Source organism: Paenibacillus borealis (genome assembly GCF_000758665.1).
Taxonomy (GTDB): domain Bacteria; phylum Bacillota; class Bacilli; order Paenibacillales; family Paenibacillaceae; genus Paenibacillus_AQ; species Paenibacillus_AQ borealis.
In genome coordinates this window covers 3,836,081-3,858,667 of record NZ_CP009285.1, presented here as the reverse complement: position 1 = coordinate 3,858,667, position 22,587 = coordinate 3,836,081, and the positions used below count along the sequence as shown (strand labels likewise).

General features: G+C 53.3%; 24 protein-coding genes. 2 read left to right on the top strand and 22 right to left on the bottom strand.

Annotated elements, in window-relative coordinates:
• Nucleotides 1–34: 34 nt before the first annotated feature.
• The 11 genes from smc to PBOR_RS16170 form a co-directional block, all read right to left on the bottom strand.
• On the bottom strand, nt 35–3,604 hold the full coding sequence (smc, locus tag PBOR_RS16215) for a chromosome segregation protein SMC (RefSeq protein ID WP_042213329.1): 3,570 nt from the start codon (nt 3,602–3,604) through the stop codon (nt 35–37).
• A 192-nt stretch (nt 3,605–3,796) separates the two neighbouring features.
• Nucleotides 3,797–4,501 carry a ribonuclease III gene (gene rnc, locus PBOR_RS16210; protein WP_039307426.1) on the bottom strand — a complete coding sequence of 235 codons (705 nt, stop codon included), beginning with the start codon at nt 4,499–4,501 and terminating at the stop codon, nt 3,797–3,799.
• Nucleotides 4,502–4,513: 12 nt separating this feature from the next.
• Entirely contained in the window at nt 4,514–5,752 is a 1,239-nt protein-coding gene (gene fabF, locus PBOR_RS16205) for a beta-ketoacyl-ACP synthase II (RefSeq protein ID WP_081972070.1), read from the bottom strand.
• Nucleotides 5,753–5,975: 223 nt separating this feature from the next.
• Nucleotides 5,976–6,209 (bottom strand): acyl carrier protein, encoded by a 234-nt coding sequence (locus tag PBOR_RS16200; protein WP_039307421.1) that lies wholly within the window; start codon nt 6,207–6,209, stop codon nt 5,976–5,978.
• Nucleotides 6,210–6,330: 121 nt separating this feature from the next.
• On the bottom strand, nt 6,331–7,080 hold the full coding sequence (fabG, locus tag PBOR_RS16195) for a 3-oxoacyl-[acyl-carrier-protein] reductase (protein ID WP_042213323.1): 750 nt from the start codon (nt 7,078–7,080) through the stop codon (nt 6,331–6,333).
• Between the two features lie 52 nt (nt 7,081–7,132).
• On the bottom strand, nt 7,133–8,056 hold the full coding sequence (fabD, locus tag PBOR_RS16190) for an ACP S-malonyltransferase (RefSeq protein WP_042213322.1): 924 nt from the start codon (nt 8,054–8,056) through the stop codon (nt 7,133–7,135).
• A 90-nt stretch (nt 8,057–8,146) separates the two neighbouring features.
• Complete coding sequence (locus PBOR_RS16185; protein WP_157764050.1) at nt 8,147–9,136, bottom strand: beta-ketoacyl-ACP synthase III; 990 nt, start codon at nt 9,134–9,136, stop codon at nt 8,147–8,149.
• 8 nt (nt 9,137–9,144) lie between these two features.
• Nucleotides 9,145–10,134: a phosphate acyltransferase PlsX gene (plsX, locus tag PBOR_RS16180; RefSeq protein ID WP_042213318.1), complete on the bottom strand. Its 990-nt coding sequence runs from the start codon at nt 10,132–10,134 to the stop codon at nt 9,145–9,147.
• Nucleotides 10,118–10,714 (bottom strand): transcription factor FapR, encoded by a 597-nt coding sequence (gene fapR / locus PBOR_RS16175; protein ID WP_042213315.1) that lies wholly within the window; start codon nt 10,712–10,714, stop codon nt 10,118–10,120. Before fapR ends, plsX begins: the two co-directional genes overlap by 17 nt.
• A 346-nt stretch (nt 10,715–11,060) precedes the next feature.
• Nucleotides 11,061–11,234 (bottom strand): 50S ribosomal protein L32, encoded by a 174-nt coding sequence (gene rpmF / locus PBOR_RS36255; protein WP_019911234.1) that lies wholly within the window; start codon nt 11,232–11,234, stop codon nt 11,061–11,063.
• A gap of 53 nt (nt 11,235–11,287) precedes the next feature.
• Nucleotides 11,288–11,809: a YceD family protein gene (locus tag PBOR_RS16170; RefSeq protein WP_042213313.1), complete on the bottom strand. Its 522-nt coding sequence runs from the start codon at nt 11,807–11,809 to the stop codon at nt 11,288–11,290.
• 204 nt (nt 11,810–12,013) lie between these two features.
• Here PBOR_RS16170 and PBOR_RS16165 point away from each other — a divergent pair, with 204 nt between their 5' ends.
• On the top strand, nt 12,014–13,252 hold the full coding sequence (locus tag PBOR_RS16165) for a nucleotidyltransferase (protein WP_042213310.1): 1,239 nt from the start codon (nt 12,014–12,016) through the stop codon (nt 13,250–13,252).
• Here PBOR_RS16165 and PBOR_RS16160 read toward each other — a convergent pair.
• Nucleotides 13,242–14,282 (bottom strand): SepM family pheromone-processing serine protease, encoded by a 1,041-nt coding sequence (locus tag PBOR_RS16160; protein WP_052429500.1) that lies wholly within the window; start codon nt 14,280–14,282, stop codon nt 13,242–13,244. The genes PBOR_RS16165 and PBOR_RS16160 overlap by 11 nt on opposite strands.
• A gap of 160 nt (nt 14,283–14,442) precedes the next feature.
• Between PBOR_RS16160 and PBOR_RS16155 the strand changes: the two genes are divergently transcribed.
• Complete coding sequence (locus PBOR_RS16155) at nt 14,443–15,681, top strand: nucleoside recognition domain-containing protein (protein ID WP_042213309.1); 1,239 nt, start codon at nt 14,443–14,445, stop codon at nt 15,679–15,681.
• On the opposite strand, the gene coaD is transcribed toward PBOR_RS16155, so the two are convergent.
• From coaD to PBOR_RS16110, 10 genes are all read right to left on the bottom strand, one after another.
• On the bottom strand, nt 15,653–16,171 hold the full coding sequence (coaD, locus tag PBOR_RS16150) for a pantetheine-phosphate adenylyltransferase (RefSeq protein ID WP_099052469.1): 519 nt from the start codon (nt 16,169–16,171) through the stop codon (nt 15,653–15,655). The genes PBOR_RS16155 and coaD overlap by 29 nt on opposite strands.
• Complete coding sequence (rsmD, locus tag PBOR_RS16145; RefSeq protein WP_042213305.1) at nt 16,155–16,763, bottom strand: 16S rRNA (guanine(966)-N(2))-methyltransferase RsmD; 609 nt, start codon at nt 16,761–16,763, stop codon at nt 16,155–16,157. The genes coaD and rsmD overlap by 17 nt, the downstream gene beginning before the upstream one ends.
• 386 nt (nt 16,764–17,149) lie before the next feature.
• Complete coding sequence (locus PBOR_RS16140) at nt 17,150–17,389, bottom strand: hypothetical protein (RefSeq protein WP_042213303.1); 240 nt, start codon at nt 17,387–17,389, stop codon at nt 17,150–17,152.
• A 55-nt stretch (nt 17,390–17,444) separates the two neighbouring features.
• Nucleotides 17,445–19,172, bottom strand: coding sequence for an alpha/beta fold hydrolase (locus tag PBOR_RS35490; protein WP_081972069.1), 1,728 nt, complete (start codon nt 19,170–19,172; stop codon nt 17,445–17,447).
• Between the two features lie 75 nt (nt 19,173–19,247).
• Complete coding sequence (locus PBOR_RS16130) at nt 19,248–19,712, bottom strand: GNAT family N-acetyltransferase (protein ID WP_042213301.1); 465 nt, start codon at nt 19,710–19,712, stop codon at nt 19,248–19,250.
• A gap of 53 nt (nt 19,713–19,765) precedes the next feature.
• Complete coding sequence (locus PBOR_RS16125) at nt 19,766–20,017, bottom strand: hypothetical protein (RefSeq protein WP_042213299.1); 252 nt, start codon at nt 20,015–20,017, stop codon at nt 19,766–19,768.
• Nucleotides 20,018–20,158: 141 nt separating this feature from the next.
• On the bottom strand, nt 20,159–20,293 hold the full coding sequence (locus PBOR_RS36645) for a sporulation protein YjcZ (RefSeq protein WP_099052468.1): 135 nt from the start codon (nt 20,291–20,293) through the stop codon (nt 20,159–20,161).
• A 150-nt stretch (nt 20,294–20,443) separates the two neighbouring features.
• Nucleotides 20,444–20,866: a hypothetical protein gene (locus PBOR_RS16120; RefSeq protein ID WP_042213296.1), complete on the bottom strand. Its 423-nt coding sequence runs from the start codon at nt 20,864–20,866 to the stop codon at nt 20,444–20,446.
• A gap of 113 nt (nt 20,867–20,979) precedes the next feature.
• Nucleotides 20,980–21,261 (bottom strand): holin, encoded by a 282-nt coding sequence (locus PBOR_RS16115; RefSeq protein ID WP_042213293.1) that lies wholly within the window; start codon nt 21,259–21,261, stop codon nt 20,980–20,982.
• Between the two features lie 5 nt (nt 21,262–21,266).
• The gene (locus tag PBOR_RS16110) at nt 21,267–22,070 is read right to left on the bottom strand and encodes a glycoside hydrolase family 73 protein (RefSeq protein WP_042213290.1); all 804 of its coding nucleotides are present in this window, start codon (nt 22,068–22,070) and stop codon (nt 21,267–21,269) included.
• Between the last annotated feature and the right edge of the window lie 517 nt (nt 22,071–22,587).

Here is a 22,587-nt window from a genome sequence, read left to right as displayed (position 1 = left end):
CCTTAATAAAACTCGCTTCGTAAGCATCTGCCTCTCAGGCAATTTCAGCCTCTTCATCCTCCAGCCGCACGGATACTAGCTTGGATACGCCGCCTTCCTCCATGGTCACGCCATAGAGAACATCGGCTTCCTCCATCGTTCCTTTGCGGTGGGTGACTACGATAAACTGCGTCTGCTCCGAGAACTCGCGCAGATATTGGGCGAAGCGCACGACATTGGCTTCATCCAGCGCCGCTTCAACTTCATCCAGTACGCAGAACGGTACCGGCTTGACCTGAAGGATTGCGAACAACAGTGCCATAGCAGTTAATGCCCGTTCTCCGCCAGACAGAAGCTGCAGATTCTGCAGCTTCTTGCCCGGAGGCTGGGCGACAATATCAATCCCTGTATCCAGCATATGCTCCGGATCGAGCAGCATCAGATCAGCCCGTCCGCCCCCGAACAGCTTCGAGAATACCGTGCCGAACTCGCGGCGGATGGCGTCAAAGGTCTGCTTGAAACGTTTGGACATTTCCTCTTCCATCTCATGGATGACATGATACAGCGTAGTTTTGGCTTCGACCAGATCGTCTTTCTGTCCGCTTAGGAAGGTATAGCGTTCGTGAACACGCTGATACTCTTCAATAGCCCCCAGGTTGACTTCGCCCAGTCCGGAGATACTGCGCTTTAGACGCTGTACTTCCATCTGCGCTGCAGGCACATCCTCAGGAACCGGATAACGCTGCTTCGCCAGCTCATAGCTAAGTTCATAATCATCGCTCAGCTTGCGCAGAATATTGTCCAGCTCCACATCCAGACGCCCGACGGCAACCTCTGTAGAACGGAGCTTATCATCTACTGCCCGCAGTGCCTGCCGCTGGTCTTTGGTCTCGCCTTCGGCCAGCTCCAGCTTACGTGATATCGCAGCACGGTCGGCACGGGCCAAGTCCAGCCTGGCGGAGGTGTCTTCTTTCTTGAGGCGTGAGCTGTTCACATCTTCCTTCTGCTTCACAGCCTCCCGTGCATTCTCTTCCAGATCCTGCTCGATGGTCATCAGCAGGCTGCGGCTCTGGCGCAGCTCTTTCTCCTGCGAACCGGCATCCTGTCTCATGCGCCGCAGCTGCTCCTCAAGTGAGAAGATCTCCTGGTCCAGCTTCCCTTCTGTAACCTTCATGCCGGTCAGCTTGCCCTGCAGCTCTTCCTTGGCCGTTTCATTCGCCTTGCGGTCGGTTTCGGCGTTGCGGATCGCCTCGTGGGCTTCCTGCTCTTCCTTCTCCAGCCTTGCAAGCTCAGCCTCTGCCTGCTTGCGGGTCTCTTCGAGTCCGCGAACCTCGTTCTCGAAGCCGCTGCGCTCAGCGCCTGCACCCTCTACCTGCTCTCTAACATGGCGAAGCTCCTGCTCCAGCTGCTTCAGGTCACCGGATATCCGCTGCTCTTCCAGACGTTTCTCGTCACCGTCATGCCGCAGCTCCTCCAGCTTCTGCGCCGCTTTGTCCTGCTCGGCCCGCAAACGGCTGATGCCCTGCTTCAGCTTCACAATCTGCTGCTCGCTCTCTTCGATCTCGCCGGACAACTGGTCCAGCTGCCGCTTACGGCTGAGCAGGCTGTTATTCTTCTTATGCTGGCTGCCCCCGGTCATCGAACCGCCGGCATTGACTACATCCCCTTCAAGCGTAACAACTCTGTACCGGTATTGGCATTTGGCAGCAATGCGGTTCGCCTGCTCCAGACTCTCCGCGATGACCACATTCCCCAGCAGACTTCCTACGATGCTGGAGTACTTCTCCTCGAAGCCGACCAGTTCAGAACCGATTCCGACAAACCCCTCGGCACCTTCCACCATACTGCGGTCGCTGCCCGTAATCTGCCGGGGCCGGATAACATCCAGCGGCAGAAAGGTCGCCCGTCCCAGCTGGCGCTGCTTCAGGAAGGCAATCGCCTGCCGCGATACTGCCTCGTTCTCCATAACAACATGCTGCAGTGAAGCGCCCATGGCCGTCTCAATAGCCATTTCGAGCTTCTCCGGAACGGAGATCAGTTCAGCAACGGCGCCGTGTACACCGCTTAACTGTCCTTTGCGGGCACCTTTCAGCACCTCTTTGACCCCAAGCATGAATCCGTCAAAATCATCCTGCATTTCCTTCATCGTCTCATGCCGGGAGACCTGGGCTTCGCGCTTCTGCTCCCATTTGCGGAGTCCGCTCTGCGTTTCCTCCAGCAGCTTCTGCCGCTTACCGGTCTGCTCGCTCTCCGTAATGTACGCGCCGCGCAAAGCGCCAATTTCCTTGCCGAGTCCGGCAATTTTATCCTTAAGCCCACCCTGGGCAGAGGTCAGCTCCTCCAGCCGGGCAGTCCATTTGCCGCTCTCTTCCTGGCTGCGGCTCATCCGCTTCTCCAGGCTCTCCTTCTGCTGGTCCGCATAGCGGATCTCATTGCGCGCCTGTGCCATCAGGTTCATCAGCTCGAGCAGCGCGCTCTTCAGCTTCTCTTCCTTGCTCTGGCTGATGCCTCCGGCTACCCCTTGCAGTCTGGATTCTTCATCAGCCAGCTGTACCCGCAGTTCTTCCAGCGCCAGCCGGGACTGCTGCAGCTTATGCTCCAGCTCGGCCAGCTCACGCTGCCGTCCCTCCGAACGCTCCCCTACAGAACCCAGGGTCTGCATCAGCTGTTCGCGGTTGTTCTCCAGGTTGCGGCGGCGTTCTTTGAGCAGCTCTCCATAGCCTTCGCTCTTCTCGTTCGCTTCACTGTAATGCAGCAGCTGCTCCTGCAGCTTCTCCACTTCCTGCTCCAGACTCCGCAGCTCAGCACGGCCGCTCTCCAGCTTCGCGTCATGTGCAGAGACTACCGTGGACAGCTCAAGCTGTTCATTCTTCAGCAGCTCAAGCCGTGTATTGCCTTCCTGCCAGGCCGTATGTATGCCTTCAATCTGATGCACATACACCGAGATCTCGAGATGCTTCAGCTGCTCGCGCAGCTCCTTGTAACGGATAGCCTTCTCGGACTGATCCTTCAGCGGCCCCACCTGATCCTCAAGCTCACTGATCAGGTCATGAATCCGCAGCAAATTCTGCTCGGTCTCGTCCAGTTTGCGTCCGGCATCTTTTTTGCGTGATTTATATTTAACAATCCCTGAAGCCTCTTCAAATATACCCCTCCGGTCTTCAGAACGGGTACTGAGTATCTCTTCTATCCGGCCTTGTCCAATAATCGAATACGCCTCGCGTCCGATCCCGGTATCCATAAACAGCTCAGTGATATCCTTCAGCCGGCAGGCTTGCTTATTGATCAAATACTCACTTTCCCCGCTGCGGTGCACACGCCGGGTCACCGTAACTTCGCTGAAATCCAGCGGCAGTACGTGATCCTCATTATCCAGCGTAAGGGAGACCTCACCGTAATTAACCGCTTTACGGGCGTCACTTCCGGCAAAGATAATATCTTCCATTTTACCGCCGCGCAGTGATTTGGCACTCTGCTCGCCGAGCACCCAGCGTATGCCGTCGGAAATATTACTTTTGCCGCTTCCGTTCGGGCCGACTACAGCCGTAATTCCGCGCACAAATTCCATTTCCGTTTTGTCGGCAAATGATTTGAAGCCCGCTAATTCAATCCGTTTCAGAAACATAACTCGCCTATCACCTCTAACCCATTATACCATAGCGTTTCCTTGCCTAGAATCGTCAAACTACAATCAGACTGCCTGATACATCCATCATTTCGAAAAAGAGCAGCAAAAGTCTGACTTCCGCCTAAACGCCGGCATTCAGACCATTGCTGCTCTACTCCGCTTGCCCAGCTTCGCTGTTCAAGTCTACCTTCAGGCGCCGTCTTCCTTCAGACGCAATAGCGCCGCCGCGGCTGCCTGCTGTTCCGCTTCCTTCTTGGAGCGGCCGCTGCCGCTGCCCAGCGAACGGCTGGCCATGAACACTTCAGATACGAATTCACGCTCGTGCGCCGGTCCGCGTTCTTCAATAATCCGATATTCCAGCGTACCCATGCCATGATGCTGTATCAGTTCCTGAAGCTCTGTTTTGAAATCGCTCATCTGCATTTGCAGCTTACCATCGGTTTCGACCAGCGGGAACACGTGATTATCCAGGAACTTCCGGGCCGTTTCCAGTCCTTGATCGAGATAAAGCGCTCCCACGAAGGCTTCAAACACATCGGCCAGCAGAGCCGGGCGGGTACGCCCGCCCGTAAGTTCTTCCCCTTTACCCAGCAGCACAAACCGTCCGAAACCGAGCGTCTCGGCAAAACGGACCAGCGACGGCTCACATACAATAGCGGCACGCAGCTTGGTCAGTTCACCTTCAGGCCTGTCCGGGAGCAGATTGTACAAGTATTCGGACACCGTAAGCTCCAGCACAGCGTCGCCCAGAAACTCCAGGCGCTCGTTGTCCTGATGCTGATTGAAACGGTGTTCGTTCACGTATGATGCATGGGTAAAAGCCTGCTTCAGAAGTACAGGATCGTGAAATTGGATTTGAAGTTGGCTTTGTAACTGCTTCAGGTCTCCTTTCACTGCACTGTCCCCCTACTTATTATATTTTTTGAGAATAACAGTCGCGTTATGTCCTCCGAACCCGAATGAATTCGACATTGCGATATTAAGATCCGCCTTGCGGGGCACATTCGGAACATAATCCAGATCGCATTCCGGATCAGGGTTGTCCAGATTGATCGTAGGAGCAATCATGCCATTCTGCAGTGAAAGTCCGCAGATAATCGCTTCCACACCGCCGGCAGCGCCAAGCAAGTGGCCTGTCATCGATTTGGTGGAACTGATTGCTACCTTGTACGCATGCTCACCCAGAGCTTTCTTAACAGCGGCTGTCTCCGACTTGTCGCCTACCGGTGTAGAGGTACCATGTGCATTGATGTAGTCGATATCCTCCGGATTAATTCCGGCATCGCGGATTGCCATCTTCATGCAGCGTGCTGCACCGTCAGGATCAGGCTCCGTCATATGATGGGCATCGGCACTCAGGCCATAACCAATAACTTCAGCGTAAATCTTAGCTCCGCGTTTCTCTGCGTGTTCCAGAGATTCGAGAATCAGGATTCCTGCGCCTTCACCCATAACAAAACCGTCACGGTCAACGTCGAACGGGCGGCTTGCCTTCTGCGGCTCATCATTGCGGGTGGACATGGCTCTCATCGCACAGAAGCCTGCCATACCTGTAGGACGGATTGTCGCTTCTGCACCGCCGCAGATCATCGCATCCGCATCACCGCGCTGGATCAGGCGGAAGGATTCGCCAATGGAATGGCTGCCTGTCGCACAAGCGGTTACTGTCGTTGTATTCGGCCCTTTGGCTCCGAGATTGATCGACAGCTGGCCGGAGCCCATGTTGGCAATCATCATTGGAATGAAGAACGGGCTGACCCGTTTCGGACCTTTTTCCAGCAGCAGATTGTGATTGTCTTCCCAAGTACCCAGACCGCCGATACCGGAGCCGACAGACACACCGATACGCTCAGCATCGATATCTTCACCAATCTTAAGTCCGCTGTCCTTCAGCGCTTCTTCGCCGGCAGCTACCGCAAATTGCACGAAACGGTCCATCTTGCGGGCTTCCTTACGGCCGAAACGTTCCTCTGCATCGAAATCTTTGACCGAAGCCGCGATTCGTGTAGTATATTCACTGACATCAAAAGTATCGACAAGAGAAACTCCGGATTTACCGCTCATCAGGCTGTCCCAGAACGTTTCCAGATCCTTGCCCAGCGATGTCATCACTCCCATACCTGTAACAACCACTCTTTGACTCAAACGCGCTCACCCCATCTGTAGGCTGTAAATACTTACACAACAACATGTAAATGTATTCTGGCCTGAAGTCTATATAAACTGCAGTCGCCGCAAGATTAACCAATCTGCGGTTCTGTTATTTTCCCCATAAAGATGCTCATGCACCCTGTGCTGCTGCCTTAAAGTACCGTAAAATGAGGAGAAGCCCCGCCCTAGCAGGAACGGGACCCTCAATCATATGACTCTAGGTATGAGATTGTATGTACTTCACAACTTCACCCACGGTCGTAATACTCTCTGCATCTTCATCAGAGATTTCCATATCGAATTCATCTTCCAATTCCATAACCAATTCTACTACATCAAGAGAATCAGCACCTAAATCATCTTTGAAAGACGCTTCTAATGTTACCTCAGCTTCATCGGCACCTAAGCGGTCGATGACAATGCGTTTTACACGCTCCAATACATCGGACATCCGGTTCACCTCCTCTTTTGGTATTATACGAGATATGAAGTCAAAATACCATAGAGCACAAAAAACGCTTTCTGGCCGCCTCTGCTCTCTTCCCCCGTAATGATCTAACGTTAGCGTAACCTTACATATACATTCCGCCATCCACATGAAGTGTCTGGCCAGTCATGTAGGCTGCCCCTTCCGAGGCCAGGAATACCGCCGTATTAGCAATGTCCTCCGCCCGCCCAAGCTTGGCAAGGGGAATCCCCTTAACCAGCTCACTGCGGACTTCATCGGACAGCTCACGGGTCATATCGGTATCAATGAATCCGGGCGCGATGCAGTTCACGGTGATTCCCCGTGAGGCCAGTTCGCGGGCCGCAGATTTCGTCATTCCGATCACCCCTGCTTTGGCAGCGGTGTAGTTCACCTGACCAGGATTACCCGTCACACCCACGACAGAGGAAATATTGATGATCCGGCCATAACGCTGCTTCATCATCGGACGTGTTGCTGCCTTAAGGCAGTTGAACACACCCTTCAGATTGGTTTCGATGACCTGATCGAATTCTTCCTCTTTCATGCGCATAATCAGATTATCCCTGGTAATGCCGGCATTATTCACAAGAATATCTATTCTTCCCCAGGTGCTGATAACCTCTTTCACAAGGTTCTCCGCCTGCTCGCTGTTGCCGACATTCCCTTGGAGAGCAATCCCTTCCGAGCCCAGCTCCTGAATACGGGCTACGGTTTCCTCGGCCGCCTGGAGGCTGCCGGAGTAGTTCACGGCCACCTTCACGCCCTGCTCCGCCAGTGCCAGTGCAATAGCGCGGCCAATTCCCCGGGAACCACCGGTAACTAGGGCGGTCTGACCTTTAAGTGCTGCAAACATTTTCGAGTTGTCCCCCTTCAATAATCATGCCGCTATTGTCATGCCAAGCCGATTACCAGCCGGTCTGAGCGCTCTCGAGACTGTTGATATTCACGAGCTTAACATTCTTGTCAATCTTGCGGATCAGGCCTGCCAGCACGCTGCCGGAGCCGATCTCTACAAAAGTGTCCACTCCGGCTGCTATGAGCCATTCCACACTGTCCTGCCAGAGCACAGGAGAGAATACCTGCGCCACCAGCAGATTGCGGATCTCTTCCGGATCTGTAACCGGAGTAGCTGTGACATTGACGATAACCGGCACAGCAGGAGCATTAAAGGTGACCGTCTGCAGTTCTGCAGACAGCCGTTCCGCAGCTTCCTTCATCAGAGAAGAGTGGAACGGACCGCTGACTTCGAGCGGAATCGCCCGTTTGCCGCCGGCTTCCTTGACACGCTGCACCACTTCATTCACACCAGCCACGGTACCGGAAACCACGATCTGTCCCGGGCAGTTAACGTTCGCCAGCTCAACGGAATTCCCCGCCTCCGAGATACTGCGGCATAGCTCCGTGAGGGCCGAGCGGTCTGCACCAAGCGTAGCTGCCATGGCACCTTGACCGCCCGGCACAGCTTCTTCCATGAATTGCCCGCGCAGACGGACCAGCCGCACTGCATCCTCATAGGAGAGAACCCCGGCGGCTACAAGAGCGCTATATTCACCAAGACTGTGGCCTGCTACATAGTCAGGCGTTAGACCTAAACCGCGCAGCGCTTCCAGATAAGCCACACTGGCCGTAACCAGTGCCGGCTGTGTATTGACAGTCTGCTTAAGCTCGCTGTCCGGTCCTTCAAATATAAGCTTGCTTAGCGGAAATCCAAGTACTTCGTCACCCTTTTCAAATACTGCACGGCTCTGCGGCAGGGCTTCATATACATCCTTACCCATACCGACCGCCTGTGCACCCTGACCGGGAAAGACAAATGCGATTTTACCCATGATGCTAAAAGCTCCTTTCCCGTTAACAGCAGCTCCTCCGGCCCTAAGGACGGATAGAACCGCATCGTTCTGTTAGTAATGCCCTGCTGGTTACCAGATCAGTACGGAAGCTCCCCAGGTGAGGCCGCCGCCGAAGCCGACCATAAGCACGGTGTCGCCTTCCTTCATCCGGCCTTCCTCTGCTGCTTCCACAAGTGCCAGCGGAATGGACGCCGCTGAAGTATTCGCGTATTTATCCACATTGATAACACATTTCTCAGGCGGCAGATCCAGACGCTGCATCGCGGACTGGATAATCCGGATATTGGCCTGATGCGGCACGAACAAGTCGATATTCTCCTTGGTCAATCCTGCTTTGGTAAGCACACGTTCTGTAGCCGTTCCCATAACACGCACCGCGAACTTGAATACTTCACGGCCGTTCATATAAATGAAATGCTTCTTGTCTTCCACCGTCTGAAGGGAAGCCGGAAGACGTGAACCGCCTGCTTCCATCTTGAGCAGACTGCCTCCGGAGCCTTCAGCACCCAGGTCGAAGGACTGGAAGCCCCGTCCTTCCGGAACTTCGCCCACGATCACTGCACCAGCGCCGTCGCCGAACAGTACACAGGTGTTGCGGTCCGTATAATCCGTGATGCGCGACAGGGTGTCCGCCCCTATAACAAGCGCATTGTTGTACATTCCGTTCTGGATAAAGCCGGTTGCCGTAGCTAAGCTATATACGAAACCGGAACAGGCTGCCGACAGGTCAAACGCCGCGGCACCTTTTGCCCCCAGCCTGTCCTGCAGAATGCAGGCTGTGGATGGGAAGGTACTATCCGGTGTAACTGTAGCAACAATAATAAGATCAAGATCTTCCGCCTTCATACCGGCAGATTCCAGTGCCTTCAGCGCAGCTTCATAAGCAAGATCCGAAGTGGCTTGTTCCGGCGCGGCAATATGCCGTTCCCGGATTCCTGTCCGGCTGACGATCCATTCATCATTTGTTTCGACGATCTTCTCCAGATCGCTGTTGGTCAATATTCTCTCGGGTACATATTTGCCTGTACCAATGATTCCTACCGGACGTAATTGTTTCATGTCGTCACTCACTTCCCGCTAATTTCCTTGGATATGCTGGCCACCAGATCCGCCTGCAGCGCAATCCGGGCCTGTCTTACCGCATTCTTCACCGCGTTGCCGTCAGAGGAACCATGCCCTTTCACTACGAGACCGCTTAGACCGAGCAGCGGCGCTCCGCCGTGCTCCTTGTAATCCATTTTACCCTTAAGACTTCTAAGTTCAGGCATCAGTATGGCTGCGCCCAGCTTCGTCTTCAGCGACTTGCTGAACTGCTCCTTCAGCAGAGAGAACATGGCGCCTGCCGTTCCTTCCAGCGTCTTCAGAAGTATATTGCCGGCAAACCCGTCACAGACCAGCACATCGCAGGCTCCGGTCAGCACATCCCTGGCCTCCACATTGCCGACAAAGTGAATCCCTGTCAAAGCTTCCAGCAGCGGGTAAGCTTCTTTGGTCAGCTCATTCCCTTTGCCCGGCTCAGTCCCAACATTCAGCAGACCAACCCGGGGCTTCGCGATGCCATGCACCTTATTACGATATATGCTGCCCATCAGGGCATATTGCGCCAGATGCTGCGGCTTGGCGTCCATATTGGCACCAAGGTCCAGGGCCAATACGCCGACATCATCCAGCGTGGGTATCATCGGTGCCAGGGCAGGACGTTCTATACCCTGCATTCTTCCCACAACCAGAAGCCCCGTAGTCATGAGCGCCCCGGTGTTGCCAGACGAGATCATGGCATCAGCTTCACCTTCGCGCACCATCCGCCCGGCGACTACCATAGACGAATCCTTCTTGCGGCGGACTGCCTTCACCGGTTCCTCATCGGAACCGATCACGTCCCCTGCATGACGCACCGTCACATTGGACGGCTTGTTCTTCAGCAGCGGCGCAAGTCTGGCTTCATCCCCGACCAGCACGATCTGCGTATCACTCCACTCCGCGGCTGCGGCCAAAGCCCCTTCTACATTACACTCAGGAGCATTATCCCCGCCCATGGCATCAATGGCGATCAGCACTCCGGTTTCCCCCTTCGCTGTACTCTTCAATTGCAGAACGGTACACTATAAAATGACCTTGAAATACCAGTTCTTCTCCAACATATGTAAACACGTCCACCTCAGCTTTGCCGTTCCGGCCCGCAAGCGAGCGTACCTGCGCTTTGGCGATACATTTCTCACCCAGCCGGACCATGCGCACGAACCGGATATCGGCTGAAGCGGTCAGGGCAATTTCATCATTGATAATAGCAACTGCCAGCGAATTCGCCTGGCCAAATACATAGTGGCCGCGGGCAATCCCGTTCCGGGAGAAGACATGCTCTTCACGGATCTCAAAAATTGAAATCCCGCTCCGGTCCAGCTGCAAATCCACTATGTCACCGACCACTTCGTCAGCGGGCAGCGAGCGGACCTGGTCATAGGAGTGCTCTGCCATTTGCTTCATCCGTTCACGCAGCTCCGGAATTCCCAGCTCCATCCGGTCCAGCCGGATCGTCTGAATGCTTACCTTCAGCTGGCGGGTCAATTCCCGGTCCGTTACAAAAGGATTGCTGTCAATGATTGATAGCAGCTGCTGCTGGCGTTCTTTCTTGGACATCCGCTCGATGGCGACTCACCTCCTGGCACATGCCTCTAATGAAAAGCATCCGGCCGCAAGAGTGGCCGCTTGTAGTCCTAACTTCCTGTTCATAATTAACAATTAGAACCAGGTACTAATATGTAGTATAAAGCATGCCGCCGCAAAAATAAAGCTTTGACTTGAAATCTGCCGCAAACCCGCGGCGGACAAGCACTGGCGGCTTCACACTCTTCCATTGACAGCAGCTGTTGCTGATAGAGATATACGGATAAGCTAGTATGCGAAGCATATAGATTCTTATATTCCCAAAAAAATAGCACTTCACCGGCAGATGAAGTGCTACTCTTATATGCAGATATGCAAACTATTGTTTGATGATCTCTCTTGCTTTGTATGTTCCGCAAACTTTGCATACGTGGTGAGCCAGTTTCAGCTCTCCGCATTGTTCACATTTCACCATACCTGGAACTACCAGTTTAAAGTGAGTACGACGCTTGTCACGGCGTGTCTTGGACGTTCTGCGTTGTGGTACTGCCATGTTAATCAACCTCCTGATTTTGGTTTTGACCCGTTATAATCCGGGATTTGTTCTTAGTTATCTTGCTTGGTAAAGAATCCTTTCAACCCAGCGAGTCTTGGATCGATCACTGTGTTGTCGCAACTGCAGGTGCCTTCGTTCAAGTTCTGTCCGCATTTCTGACAAAGACCAAGACAGTCTGCCTTGCACAATACCGAATCCGGTAAGTGCAGTACGAAATTTTCTTCCACATAGGGGATAAGATCCACAATCTCATCCTTGATGTAAATGAGTTCCTCATCTTCATCTTCCGGAAGAATTGGCTGTTTAAGCCACTTGAAAGTCTCAGCGAAAGGAATGTTCAGCTTACTGTTAACCTCCGTGAGACAACGTGAACATAACATGTCCACTTCTCCACTCAGTGTTCCCACCACGTTCACACTATCGGTTCCCGCGGGCAGCGCTTTAAGGTCTACTGAGAGTGGTGCAACAGCAAGAATATCCTTGCGCCCTTTGACAACCTCACTGACATCCACAACATCGTGGAGAACCAGGGGCTCGTCGGCATTCGCTAATTTGCGAAAGTGAATGTTCATAGTTATCACTCCAAACAAACAAAATTTATTATACCTATTATTACCGGACTTTGTCAACCATTTTTCCTTTATATTGTTTCAAGGGCGGAGACAATTTATGATATACATAAGTTAATCACCAGAAAACTGCAAAAAACGGGAAGGCATGAGCGTGAATCCCGAACCCGAATCGTCAGATATCCCAGAATAGGGCGTGAAGTAAACGTGACAACTGTAGGCATTATAGCCGAATATAACCCTTTACATAACGGGCATGTCCACCATTTCAACGAGGCCAAAAGAATCTCCGGAGCCGAAAGCTCCATCGTTATCATGAGCGGCCCGTTCACCCAGCGCGGCGAGCCGGCGGCGGTCAGCAAGCGTGCCCGTACCGAGATGGCGCTGCATATGGGCGCCGACCTCGTGATTGAGCTGCCGGTGGCGTATGCCGTTCAGCCGGCAGAATGGTTCGCCTTCGGAGCAGTATCCCTGCTGGAGGCGACCGGTGTCGTGGACAGCCTGTGCTTCGGCTCCGAAGCCGGCACTTTGGGCGCGCTGCTGCCCTTGGCCGCCTTCCTGGCCGAGGAGAGCAGCGCGCTTAAGGAAGAGATCCGCGCGCGCATGGCGCAGGGCGCGGGATTCCCCGCCGCATACAGCGCAGCTGCGGCGGCGGCATGGAAGGGTACTCCCGGCGGAAGCGGAAGTACCCTTGATGCCGAGGCGCTGCTGCGGCAGCCGAACAACAGCCTCGGCCTGCACTACCTGATCGCGCTGCAGCGCCTCGGCAGCGCGATCAGGCCCTTCACCGTGCCGCGGACCGGCGCGGGCTTCCACGACCCGCTGCAGGGCGGGTCGTCCATTGCCAGTGCAACAGCGATCCGCAGGCTGCTGCTGGAAGGCGGCTCACCGGCGGCATACATGCCGGAGTATAGCGTGTCCATCCTGGAGAGAGAGCATGCAGCAGGCCGGGGCCCGGTCATGCTTGAGGACTTCCGGGCACCTCTGCGCCACGTGCTCTCCACCCGCTCCGCTGCGGAGCTGCGCGGTGTGCAGGATATGAATGAAGGGCTGGAGAACCGGATGCTCCGCATCCTTCCCCTGCTGGAGCAGTTCACCGTCGCCGGTCTTCTGCAGGAGCTGAAGACCAGACGCTACACCCATACACGGCTGCAGCGTCTGCTCCTTCATATCCTGCTAAACCACAGCAAGGAAGAAATGACCCCGGCCGCCCTGGCCCAGGGTCCGGGTTATATCCGGGTTCTCGGCTTCCGCGAGAGCGGCCGCACGCTGCTGAAGCAGATGAAGCAGCGTGCAGCACTGCCCGTAGTCACAAGTCCTGCCCGCTTCTCCCATCCTATGCTGGAGCGGGATCTGCAGGCAGGCGCTGTATTCGCCGGAGCTTATACCAATCCGCTGCGCAGTGATTTGTACAGCGATTATCTGGAGCCGCCGGTCAGGATTTGATTACCGGCTGCTCTTCCATATATTTCAGTGCGTCCGACAGAGTGGATACCGGAATCAGCTTCATGTCTGTGCCGATCTGATCTGCTTTCGCCTTGGCTTCTTCATAGTTTTTGACCGGAACGAAGAAGAATTCCGCCCCTTTGCGGTCGGCAGCCACGATCTTATGCTTCACTCCGCCGATCGCCCCCACATTTCCCTCAGCATCTATCGTACCTGTACCTGCTACCCGGTGGCCCTTGGTCAAATCCCCCGGAGTGAGCCGGTTATAGATTTCCATGGTGAACATCAGTCCTGCAGAAGGCCCTCCTACATTGGTATCCACAAAACTGACGCCTTTCCCCTTTTCCTTAGGCTCCACCTTCTGAACGGCGCCGATAACAACCCCGAAGCCCGGCCGGCCGGCCGAGGTCTCTTTATCCTTAACCTCCACCAGCTTCACCTGCTCGGTAATTTCCTTGCCTTCACGCTGCAGGACTACTTCAACGGTATCGCCGATTTTGTATGCCGACAGCAAGGCGGACAGAGCTGCCGGATCGGCTGCATGCTGACCTTTTACACTGATAATCTTGTCGCCCGGCTTAAACTGTCCCTGATTGGTTGCGTCGGGTACCGAGAACACGTACAAATAATCCACAACATCCTCATACGGCACATCTGCAGCATGATAAGCAGCCTGTACGGCATAAGATTGTGAACTGTTCATATAAAAGACCTGCTCAGCCGCGTATTCCTGCTCGGTCTTATCCTGCAGCCGGGTCTCTTTCAGGACAACCTCTGCATTCGAGTTAAATACGGAGGCCACCAGGAGGGCCACATTGGCGTAACTGGCAGATACGGTAGTCATCATGAACGTGCCTTGCTCCTCAGGATCAGCATTCTCCACCTTGATCATCGGGGCTACCTCAGAGGCGCTTCCCGGCTGATACACAATATACGGAGTATTCATAAAGACAGCAACATAGAGAATGACCACAAACGTAAATAAGTAGGCTGTGGCGCGGATACCCACACGGCGTTTCTGTTGCCTCAAGTCTCTTCCCCTTCTTTCCCGCGGCATGACGCCCCGGCATTAGAATGTGCTGCCAGGAGCCGGGAGCATCTCTCCGGCTGTGGCATGATGGTTGTCTCCCCTGCATAAATTGATAACAAGCTCTGCCCATGTCCTAAGCTATGAAGAGGTGATGCTACTAATGATTAACTTTAAAATACGGCGGTTCTTCCGGGGCTCGGCTCCTTTTATCTCAGGGGCGGCAGCGATCCTGCTCGCTATAGCGATCGTCCTGGCACCGGAATCCTCGTTCAAGGCTTCCCTTGCGGGGCTGAAGCTCTGGTGGACCCTCGTCTTCCCGGCGCTGCTGCCATTCCTGATCCTGTCGGAGATGCTGACCGCTTCAGGCATCGTGCATGGCCTCGGCGTACTGCTGGAGCCGCTGATGAAGCGGCTGTTCCGGCTTCCCGGTGCAGGCGGCTGGACGCTTGTGCTCGGAATCACCGCCGGCTTCCCGGCCGGAGCCGGAGCCGTTATGCAGCTGCATAAGCAGGGGGACATTACGGACAAGGATGCCGGCCGCCTGGCTTCCATCGTCCATTATGCCAGCCCGGTTACATTGCTCATTGTTGTCGGCACCGCGTTTCTGCACAGCCCGGCAGCCGGGTACGCATTGCTTGCCATCCATTGGTTGTCAGGCCTTGCCGCCGGATGTCTGTCAGCCCTCATTAAGGGGAAAGCCTCCGCCAATGACAGCAGACTGCCCGGAAGCAGCCCGCACGCCAAAAAAGCATCCTTGCCCGGACGTATCCATCAGGCAGCACTGGATGCCCGTGCAAGGGACGGACGGGGCTTCGGCAAGGTGCTCGGCGAATCTGTAACCGCCGCCGTCCAGAATCTCATGATTGTAGGCGGCTACATGATCATGTTCGCAGTAGTCATTAATATCATCAGCCGGCTGTTGCCGCAGCTCCCGTCCCCGCTGGCTGCCGGACTGCTGGAGATTCACCTCGGAGCCCATTCAATAACCTCGAATACCGCCGGACTTGAAGGATTCTTCTCCGGCAGTCTGCTCGGTCCCGCATTGCTCTCTGCAATGCTTGCCTGGAGCGGAATCTGCGCCCAGCTTCAGGCGCTGACGGTGCTCAAACCGGCGAATGTCCGCTTTCTCCCGTTTACCGCAGTCCGGTTACTGCATGGACTCATCGCATTTGCACTGGCCTTAATTCTCTGGAAACCGCTCGTGAATATCCGCGCAGCGGCGCTTCCAGTCTTCACCGGCACCGATTCAGGCGGACTGGATCCCGGCATAGGCTCTGCAATCCGGATTTGGAGCTTCCTCCCGCAGATACTAAGTCTGCAAGGACTGCTGCTTCTGCTGCTGCTGGCCTTATCAGTGGCTGTAAAGATTTTTACTTGGCGCCGCCATCCATCCGCTTGAACTTAAGCTTCATGGCCTGTTCCACTTCAGGCGTTACAAAATCCGAGACATTCCCGCCAAAGTGGGCAATTTCCTTAACCACACTTGAGCTGAGATAGGAATATCTCGGATTGGTCATCATAAATATCGTTTCCGCTTCGGGGTCCAGATTATGATTAATGGACGCATTCTGCAGCTCATACTCAAAGTCCGTGACGGTACGGATTCCCCGGACAATCACCTGGGCATCCTTTTGCCGGACATAATTAACGAGCAGATCCCGGAAGCTGTCTACCTCTACATTCGGAATATCCGCTGTAGCCTGGCGCAGAAGATCCGTACGTTCCTCCACCGAAAACAACGGATTCTTGCTTAAATTATTCAGCACCGCAACAATCAGTCTGTCGAACTGTTTCGCTGCGCGGTGAATAATATCCATATGCCCCAGAGTTACCGGATCAAAGGTTCCGGGATAGATCGCCACACGCTCTTTTCTAATTTGCAGACTCATCATTAACCTCCTCGCCACTGACGGCAACTTCCGGCAGAGCAGCTTCATACTGATAGATTGAGATCGTAGTCTCCCCATATACGGATTGCCGTGTCCTGCTGAATCCCGGTATATTCTCCGGATATTCATAACCTGATTCATGCTCAAGCACAATTACGGCATCAGGCTTCAGCAGATTCTTGGCTGCCATCGTCATCATAAGCTCATCCCCGTGCTTCAGACGATACGGAGGGTCCAGAAAAACAAGATCAAACGCTCTCCCCCGCTTCTCCAGCGCAGCCAGTGCTCTTCCGGCATCATTGCGGTAGACTTCGGCCTGCGCCTCCACCTTGGCTGCTTTCAGATTCGCCCGCACAGTGTCGAGCGCCTTCTGCTCCATATCCACAAATACGGCTGCTTCCATCCCTCTGCTCAAGGCTTCAATCCCAAGTCCGCCGGTACCGGCATACAGATCCAGGGCCGTTCCGCCTTCAAAATAAGGCCCGATCATACTGAATAGCGCTTCCTTCACTTTATCGGTTGTAGGCCGGGTGCCATTGCCTGGAACACTCTTAAGCGGCCTGCCCTTTGCAGTGCCCGATATTACTCTCACCGATCATCCACCTGCTTTATGTCTCTGTTTATTATGCCATACAGGGCATAAGTCCAAGCCTATAGTACCACAATTAATCCATGAAATAAAAAGATTGTCCGAGTTTGTCACAATGCGCAGTCAGAAGTTTTGGAGAACGGATGTATAAAAGTCCGGCAACCGGGCCATCCTGTAACTATCGACATCGCAAAATGTCGTAGACAACCGCGGAGCAGGCTTACGTTTCCCCATAAGCTCTTCGTCCGGTTTCTCCTCTCCCATGAAAGAGGCTCCCGAAAGGGAGCCTCGATTTTTGTTGGGAACCTTTAAGAAAAGAAAAGCCCGGCACCATGCGTGCCGGACTAAGAAATTTATTTAATTCGTTTAATGAGAGCCTCTTGCTCAATCTAGCTTGCCGAGAGGAGTTCGATAATCCGATGCTGGTTTTCCAAGATGGACTCCATCCGGATTACCCGTTCATAGGTATCCAATACCGCACGTTTAATCAATTCCTGATCCTGCTTCAATATTTGCACATCTTGCTTCAAGCCGGTCTGTTCAGTCTCAATCCGTTCCAGGCGCTCATTCACAGGCTCTAATTCTTCACGGATGACGGATCTTAACAACTTTGCCAGATCATTATCCATGCATCCCGCTCCTTAACCTTAATAAATAGATTTTACCAGAATCAAGCCTCTCCTTCTACCTGCTCTGCTTCAAAACCCACTGCCCCATATCTTTAATTACCCGCGCATCGACTACACCCGGGACATTATATTCATCCGGTGTTCCTGCCCCCGCTCCGTCATAATCCACGAAGAAATGGTTCAGGCCCGGATACAGTTTGAACTCTGCCGAGTTATTGTTCTTCAGAACATCCTTCCAGAGCGGATAATCCGCGTCCGCATAGACCTGGAAATCATCGCTTCCTTGCATAACAAGCACAGGCTTCGTCAGCTTCCGTGCCAGCTCGGCTGTACCGTGCTGATCCATTTCCTTGAAGTAATACGCAGGTGCACCAAATACAGCCGGAGCTGCTTTGGCTTGCTCGTCTGTCATTGCTGACAGCGCCTTCGCTCTGGCCAGCTCCGCCTCCACTTTGGCAGCAGCCTCTGCCTTGGCCGGAATAGAATCATCCAGCTTAGCGATCACCCGCATATTCTGATCGTAAGCAATCTCCCACAAGCTTCGCGGTGAGCCGGCAAGCAGGATTAATCCGGCGAAGTTACCGCCTTCCGCATCGATTCTCGGACCCAGCATCCCGCCCAGGCTATGACCGGCAAGGTATACCTGCCCGGCATCCATACGTTTGTCCTGCTTAAGCAGGAATGCCGCCGCAACAGCATCTTCTACAGTTTCTTCCTTAACGGTTACCGATGCCGCAGCAGTTCCCATGAATTCCTGCGGATAGCTGTACCCCCGCTTATCATAACGCAGCACGGCAATTCCCTGCTCTGCAAGCCCATAAGCGATGTCCCGGAACGGCTTGTACGCGTATGCCGCTTCATTAAGATCAGAAACACCCGACCCATGCACCAGTACTACTGCTGGCAGAGGCTTCACGGTATCCTTGGGGATTGTCAGAATGCCCTTAAGCGGATGTGCAGTCCCTGCTCCGACTACAACCGTTTCTTCTGTAACACCTGCCGGCAGAGTCAGCTCCGGTGCTGCTTGCGGATCTTCATACGGAGTAAACCACAGCCCCTGAATCTCACCGCTGCTGTTAACCGTAAGCGTCACCGTGATCTTCCCATGAGTAAATTCAGCGACACCGGACAGGTGATGCAGTCCCGTTTCACGGCTGCTTTTCAGCGAACCGACTTTAACGTACTCCCCATAAGCTGCTGCTATGCTCTCCCAGACCTGCTGCAGTTTAAGACTCGACAGATTTCCCCGTACCTCTGTACTGAAGAATCTGTCTGATAACGCTTCATACTGGCCGGAAGAGAGCAGCTTCATCACCGCTTCGGTGTAATACTGCGGCGAGTCCGCTTCTGCCTGGGCAGAGCCCGGTTTCGACTGTGTGATATAGCCGATCTCATCCAGCAGCGTCAGCGGCACATAAATCCGGTTGTTCTTCAGAACCGCTGCACCTTCAATGGTGAGTTTATCCTTTCCATTCCGGATAAATTCACCGCCTCCAAGCTTCATTAAGAGCTCCATACCGCTGACTTTGATATGCAGACTGGAGCTCTCTTTTATGTAAGTTGCCCCGAATCCCAGCGCTTCCCCTGCCTGGCGGACAGGCACCATAATTGTAGTACTCTCCAGATAAGGCGCCTCGCCCGCAGGAGAATTCAACCCTTTACCGTTAATACTCAAGGTCACTTTGATATCCGCTGCCTGTGCCACCCGCGGTGTGACAAATCCCGCAGATAACAGCAGAGAGCAAGCCAGTACGGCCAACAGAAACCCTCTTGTTCTTCTCATCGATTACAGCTCCCTTCAATAATCACATCCTTTTGTTATACGGCCCATTTGGTAATTAGTTACATCATCCAAAGCTTAATTGCTGCCACTCAAATCCTGTGATAACCGCACCATGTCCCTGCAGAGTATGCCATTCTCATAGATGCTCTCCGCATAATGTCTGGTGAAAAAGTCAAAATCCACGCCAACGATACGAAAACCGCATTTCTGGTATAATGCCAGCTGTCCGACACTGGAATTCCCCGTCCCCAGTTCAATGGTTGTATAACCCGTTTGCCTCGCCGTCTCAATGGCCTGCTGCACCAGCATTCTGCCGATTCCTTTGCCCTGATATTCTTCAGCAACCGCCACATTCACCAGCTCGGCCGTCTCAGGTCGGGTAGGCAGCAGTACATACACACCCGCTACTTCATCTTCATGGACAGCAATATAGCAATCTCCTCTTGCGAGGTAGCTCTTCACCAACAGTTCTGACGGATCGGCGGATAACAGCAAATCCATCGGCGGCAATTCATCCGGGAGTAATTTTCTGATTTCCATACAAGTCTCCTTGTCCTGAAACATTAATTCCTGTATCTCAATAGAGAGTAAACTTAAATTCTGCCTGACTCTTTCAATAAAATAAAATCATGACCGCGGCGGGTCAGTTTCATCCCTGCAGTCCGGACAGTTACTGTACCATTGCCGGCTCTCGGAAAACTCACATTCTCCACCATCCGGCTGTCCACAAGCTCCTCCATAATATCGGCATACGCTGCGGCCTCCAGTTCCATTTCTTTCTGACCGACCGGCTTGCCCAGTTCAATCCGTTTAAGTATGGCATAGACCAATTCCTTCTCTTCCATGAAGCACCTCTTTCATAACTGCACTGATTGCCATGAAGACAATGACTTCTATTATCGCATATTCCTGCCAGACATAGCTAATCAGAAAAAAAGCGCAGTCCCAAGGCCTTAGCCCCGGACTGCGCTGATTGACGTTAAGGTCTAGTAGAAGCAGGCACTCAGAATAATGACCAGCAGGATATAAAGTACCAGAATCGCACCGGTTGAAGTCCAAGGACTTACCGGAACCACATTAACGCCGCCTACATTGCCACCGTATCCGCAATCTGCACCCATGAGATTACCTCCTTCAAAATGATGACTACAGAACAGAATATGAGCAGAATGCCTTAACAGATTGGGCGAAACGGTCAAAATTTGGGGTATGTACAAGGGCATCCTGTCCGCCCGGTCAACCGAACCGGACAGGATGCATGAATCTACAGATTAATCGGAAACCAGAATTCCGTCAAAGCTCTCAGGACCTACACGGATTGTACCGAGAAGGTTCGAACTGATAAATGCAGTATAAGTCAGCTGCGGAGTAATCGGCGGAATAAAATCATCCGCAGAGAAGGTGATAACCTGTGGAGCCAGCACACTAAGGCTGAATGTAGAGGTAGCGGAATAGACCAGTGGATCTGTAGGCAGTGTTCCTCTGACAATTGTAATAGTGACACCAACCAGCGCAAGTGGAAGCTGCACAGATACCGTACCTTTTAGAATTACACGCGGATTCGTGGTTACTCCCTGACTGATAATACCAATCTGCCCGAACAGCTGCGGAGCATTGATAACCAGAATTGGTATAGCGATTGAGTTGGCAGTACTCGCATTCTGCGAAGTTCTTCCATCAACATAAGTTCCCATATCAAGCACCTCCTTTCTTCATCACAGTGTATTAACAATTCCCCGGAATTGCTTGGACATATTGACAGTGCACATCACCCCAATTAAGCAACACGCGCCGGAGCATCTCCTGCTTACTCTTCCTTTGTGGTCCCGCTCCGCTTATTGAAGGCCAGCTCGAACAGACCTGTCGCCGATAATCCCGCAAGCCCTCCTGCCCATAAACGCAGAATAAGATTCATATCGGTAAAAGGATAGGCTGCGGCTCCGACCAGCAGTCCAATTCCCAGTCCTACAGCGGGAACAACGTTGCGCGGAAGATTCACACTGTTCTTCACCAGTTGAACCAGCGCCATCACAAAGACGGCCAATACCGACGCAAATGCCAGCACATTGTTAAGCGCATCGTTGTACATAAGGTCTACACCTCCTTCCTGGTAACCAGCAGTCCTGCCCTGTTCAGCACCGTCAGTATGCGGTAGAAATCATAGCTGCCTCCTGTAGGGGTATCGAGCAAACCCGCAGCCACTGCCGCCTGAACCGCCGGCTCTGCCCAGGCAGGAATGCTTACAACAGCACGGCCTTCTATTACGGCCAGCCGCTCCGTCACTCCCTTAATCACCTGTCCCTGTTCCAGAACACCCGTTTTGAGTGTATCCCGGCTTACCGTAAGGCCTGCCAGCAATACCCGCATCTCCTGAAGCTCCGTTTCCAGACTTGCAAGCCTTTGTTTATCTTCAGCCGACATCTCCTCATCCTCCTTCAGCTCATCGTATTGATACAAATTATAAGCATCCATAATCTGAATCAGTTTTGATGCATAATTTGGATCGGTTGCATAACCTGCAGCGGCAATCTCCCTGGCAGCTGATTTGCCGTCCACTCCGATCACCTTGCTATATAAGGCACGGTTCCAGGATACACCCTGGGCAATCAGCGCGGAATGGTCAGCCACAGACTCGCCCCAGTTATTGTAGGCTCTGAAAAGCGCAGATACCTGCACAGCTTGGCCGTTCCTATATTCTGTAGTCCGGATTGACAAACTCCCTGCAGGCCCGCTGCCTTTTATGCCAAACAGATTATTAGCCTTCAAGGTCAAGCTGCTGTTCCCCCAGCCGGATTCCAGCGCGGCCTGTGCAATCGTCAGGGAAGCCGCAATATGGCTGCGCTGCATATCAGCCACGGCAAAGGATACCATTCGGGAGATAAACTCAGAATCCGACATTTCATCACATCCCTTCCTACTATATTAAATGCTTTTCCGGCTAAACTGCCTGTGCTTATCCCTGATAAGCCTGTATTGAAGTCAGATTATTTCAGGGACAGCTTGTCCCAGAACGGGCTGGTCCAGCGGCTCTGGGCTTGCCGGCAGTATTGCCCTTATAGAACGCGGAGCCTATTCCCCCTACATCGTGCCGGCCCTCAAGATTATTTGTATGTCAGGTGTACAACAAAGCGCCGGAGCTCCCGCTCCGGCGCTTCTTTAGCTATTCTTCTGGCAGCATCAGCTAAAATACGCTGAGGATTATAACCAGCAAGATAAACAGTACCAAAATAGTAGCTGCGGATGTTCCCAGACAGCCATAACCAGCAACATTTTCTCCCATTGCAATTCCTCCCTCAGCCTGTGCCGTCATTTATGTCTTTCCTTAGCATCATATGCCTGAAGTCCTGAAAAAACTGGGCTGACGTACAATATGGTAATTATAAGCAAAAAAAGTATTGTGAAATCATCCATCGTA

Excerpts from the sequence above, each read along its gene's own strand:
- PBOR_RS16200 (WP_039307421.1), bottom strand. The coding sequence starts at position 6,209 with ATGTCCGATGTATTGGAGCGTGTAAAACGCATTGTCATCGACCGCTTA.
- PBOR_RS16110 (WP_042213290.1), bottom strand. The coding sequence starts at position 22,070 with ATGTCGGATTCTGAGTTTATCTCCCGAATGGTATCCTTTGCCGTGGCT.
- fabG (WP_042213323.1), bottom strand. The coding sequence starts at position 7,080 with ATGTTTGCAGCACTTAAAGGTCAGACCGCCCTAGTTACCGGTGGTTCC.
- PBOR_RS16140 (WP_042213303.1), bottom strand. The coding sequence starts at position 17,389 with ATGGATAATGATCTGGCAAAGTTGTTAAGATCCGTCATCCGTGAAGAA.
- PBOR_RS16125 (WP_042213299.1), bottom strand. The coding sequence starts at position 20,017 with ATGGAAGAGAAGGAATTGGTCTATGCCATACTTAAACGGATTGAACTG.
- PBOR_RS16170 (WP_042213313.1), bottom strand. The coding sequence starts at position 11,809 with ATGAACATTCACTTTCGCAAATTAGCGAATGCCGACGAGCCCCTGGTT.
- PBOR_RS16130 (WP_042213301.1), bottom strand. The coding sequence starts at position 19,712 with ATGGAAATCAGAAAATTACTCCCGGATGAATTGCCGCCGATGGATTTG.
- coaD (WP_099052469.1), bottom strand. The coding sequence starts at position 16,171 with ATGAGTCTGCAAATTAGAAAAGAGCGTGTGGCGATCTATCCCGGAACC.
- rpmF (WP_019911234.1), bottom strand. The coding sequence starts at position 11,234 with ATGGCAGTACCACAACGCAGAACGTCCAAGACACGCCGTGACAAGCGT.
- PBOR_RS16120 (WP_042213296.1), bottom strand. The coding sequence starts at position 20,866 with ATGGGAACTTATGTTGATGGAAGAACTTCGCAGAATGCGAGTACTGCC.
- PBOR_RS16115 (WP_042213293.1), bottom strand. The coding sequence starts at position 21,261 with ATGTACAACGATGCGCTTAACAATGTGCTGGCATTTGCGTCGGTATTG.
- PBOR_RS36645 (WP_099052468.1), bottom strand. The coding sequence starts at position 20,293 with ATGGGTGCAGATTGCGGATACGGTGGCAATGTAGGCGGCGTTAATGTG.
- PBOR_RS16185 (WP_157764050.1), bottom strand. The coding sequence starts at position 9,136 with ATGAAACAATTACGTCCGGTAGGAATCATTGGTACAGGCAAATATGTA.
- smc (WP_042213329.1), bottom strand. The coding sequence starts at position 3,604 with ATGTTTCTGAAACGGATTGAATTAGCGGGCTTCAAATCATTTGCCGAC.
- fapR (WP_042213315.1), bottom strand. The coding sequence starts at position 10,714 with ATGTCCAAGAAAGAACGCCAGCAGCAGCTGCTATCAATCATTGACAGC.
- fabD (WP_042213322.1), bottom strand. The coding sequence starts at position 8,056 with ATGGGTAAAATCGCATTTGTCTTTCCCGGTCAGGGTGCACAGGCGGTC.
- PBOR_RS35490 (WP_081972069.1), bottom strand. The coding sequence starts at position 19,172 with ATGAGAAGAACAAGAGGGTTTCTGTTGGCCGTACTGGCTTGCTCTCTG.
- PBOR_RS16155 (WP_042213309.1), top strand. The coding sequence starts at position 14,443 with ATGATTAACTTTAAAATACGGCGGTTCTTCCGGGGCTCGGCTCCTTTT.